Source organism: Planktothrix sp. FACHB-1355 (assembly GCF_014748295.1).
Taxonomy (GTDB): Bacteria; Cyanobacteriota; Cyanobacteriia; order Cyanobacteriales; family Aerosakkonemataceae; genus Aerosakkonema; species Aerosakkonema funiforme_A.
The window spans coordinates 1-2,906 of the sequence record NZ_JACJUP010000926.1; the positions used below are offsets into that span (position 1 = coordinate 1).

Annotated in this window: 1 protein-coding gene and 1 pseudogene; one reads left to right on the plus strand and one right to left on the minus strand. The window is 48.6% G+C overall.

From position 1 onward, the window contains the following. Positions 1-795 (minus strand): annotated as a pseudogene (locus tag H6S82_RS27060) (hypothetical protein); the annotation flags it as partial. A gap of 514 nt (positions 796-1,309) precedes the next feature. On the opposite strand from H6S82_RS27060, the gene H6S82_RS27065 reads away from it, so the two are divergent. Next, positions 1,310-2,906, plus strand: a 1,597-nt coding sequence (locus H6S82_RS27065) for a methyl-accepting chemotaxis protein (protein WP_191057022.1), incomplete at its 3' end; no start/stop codon positions are given.

Consider the following 2,906-nt stretch of genomic DNA (forward strand, 5'->3'; position numbering starts at 1 on the left):
AACTGTAGGAGATGGTTTGGCTGCGGCGGTAGCGGTGACGGTAACTGTGGGAACAGGTCTAATCGCTGGTGGGGCTGGGGGATTGGCGTAAATTACCTGGGGTCGCGGATAAACTGGGATGTAGATTCGCTCTGGGCTGTTTTGGGGTCTGCCGGCGTTTTGAGGTAAATTGCCAGGAATGGGAACGGGCACTAGGGAATTGGCAGGTACTTGCGGTGCTGCTGGAACGGCGGCAACTTGTTGATTTTCTTCCGTTTGTTGTTCGATTAAGTCAAGGGATTGCTGCATATAATCGACAAACTGGGAATCTGCCTCCGACGGTAATTTTTTCGCTTCCGGTACTGAGGCTGAATTAATGCCTAATAGCCTATTGAACCTCCCTTGACCGGCTAACCACAAGAGCAGGGTGATTGCCAAAGAAGCTATTGCTGCCCCTAATAGCAGTTTATTGAGCGATCTGCCTCGATCTTGCGATCTTTGGGCTTCGCCATCGCTGTCCTCCGATGCTTCCACCTGACGCGACACCATTTCCGCTGGGATAACGATTTGGGGAATACTCATCTGCTGTAAGGAGACATATTCCGGTTCGGCAGTTTTGGCGGCAGGTTCTGTGCCGGTTTCCAGCATTCGGTCAACATCTGCGAATACATCGTCCATCAAGCGATCGGCAGATTTGTCCATTGACCAAGGCTGGACGGGTGTTTGCTCTTCCGAGGGCTTTAGGGCAATTCGTTTGGTGTTCGCATCTTCAGACATAGAGGCTCGCTTAATTGCTGCTGTTGGTAACTTTGACACTCCTCGACCTAAAGGTACGAGGATTCTTGGGCTGAATCCTGCCGCCACTAAGTAAACTTAGCTTTGGTCTTACAGTTTCATGTCTAGTCGGACTACACCTTTTACAGCAAGCACTCTTTAGGACTACTCCCCAAGCGTGAATTTCCGTATGCCCTACGGTATTTAATTTCTATTGTCTCCCACCTATGCCATATGTTTTTAGAGGGCAGTGAGGCATTGGGGCAACCCATTCGGATTGGTAGCATTAGTCTTTATCCAGCGAGTAAGTTCGTATGCCACAACTACATCTTGTGTTCCGCTGGCGTTCAATTTTACCAAAAGCCGTCGTAAAACGACGGGTTTTTCAACCCAATTTTTCGAGAAAAGCGAAATCTACTCAGATAGTCGAGAATAAGCGTTCGTAGTGGAAATTTTCGCAACATTTTGGCTGGCTGGCTATCTTTCATTCCCCAACGGACAGCACCACATAGTTACTGTCTATATCCGCTTGAACTGGTAAAGGAGTTGACTGAGCATGGGACTTCGCAGACAAATTGTGCTGACTGTAATCTCTGGGATCGCAGCGACATTGCTTCCGACTGTTACAATTATGACCTGGACAGCCCGTGAGGCATTGCTAGAAAAAACAAACGCAGATGGCATTCGGATTGCCAAGTTGTTTGCGCTCAGCGCTCAGTTTACCAAAGATATTCCCGATCGGGTGGAAGAATCGATCGCGGATCAGATGGTTGGTCAAGCCGTAATTGCGGCTCACCTAGTTAGCATTGCGGAAAAGGCTGGGCTATCTCCACAAGCGATCAATGCCCACCTGAAAGCGATTACAGATGCCAGCATTGTGGATGAGTTTTGGATTACGGATGAAAAAGGGCATTCCTATCTCAGAAATTTAGACGTTGATTTCACCTTTAGTCCAGACCCGAAAAAACAACCCCAGGCATCTTTATTCTGGCCTTTGCTCACAGGCGAAAAAACTGTGGTTATTCAGGAGGCTCGTCGGCGGGAAATCGATCGCAATATTTTCAAATATGTGGGAGTGGTAGGGATTGACAAACGGCGAATTGTGCAGGTTGGCAGTAATGGGGCACTGTTCGATCGTCTCCGCCAGGAGTTGGGCTTCCAGAACTTGATCGATCGAGTGCTGGACAAAAATAGCGTACATGGAATTTGGGTAGTTGACGATCGGCTCAACGTTGTAGCTGCTGGCACAGTTGCAGGATGGGAGAATAGCCAGAGTCTCAATGAAGTCGATCGCGCACTGATCGAGCGAGCTATAAGGCAAAAGCTTTCCCAGAGCGAACTGCAAGGAAAATATCTTAGAGTTGCAACACCATTAAGCGATTCCGATCGACAGTCTCTTGGTGCCACACTGATCTACTTGCCCCTTGAGTCTGTCCAAAAGACAATTCAACAACAGCTAGGGCGGGCAGTTGCCATCTCAACCGGAACTTTACTGTTCGGATTGCTGATCTCTTACTTTTTGTCTCGGTGGCTGATGCAGCCCATTCAGGAGTTGAACGAAGCAGCAAAGGCAATCACCCAAGGAAATCTTGACACGATGGTTAAAGTAGATCGAACTGATGAATTGGGACAGTTGGCGCAAGTCTTTACTCAGATGGCTCAAACTGTTAAGGTTCGGGAACAACAGCTCGCTTCGGTAATTGACCAAGCCAAGCAAGTGGCGATCGAAAATACCTTATCCACCACGCAAATTGCTGTGGCTGGCAAGCAGTTAGAAGCCACCGTTGTACAGCAAGCTGCATTTGCCAATCAAGTGAATACCACCGCCCGTGCTATTGCCAACACTTCCGGGCAATTAGTCAAAACAATGGAAAATGTCGCCCAAAAAGCGACTGCGACGGCACAAGTAACCAGTAGTTCTCAAAAAAGCCTCGCCAAAATGGCCGACGCGATGGGGGATTTAGCTTCAGCAACTAACGTGATTTCGGCCCGACTGCGGGTGATGAATGAAAAAGCCAATAACATCAATAGCGCCGTCAACCGGATTTCGGAAGTAGCATATAAAACTAATTTAATCTCCCTCAACGCCGCGATTGAAGCGGAAAAAGCCGGGGAGTACGGAGCGGGTTTTGCGGTGGTAGCCAGAGAAGTGC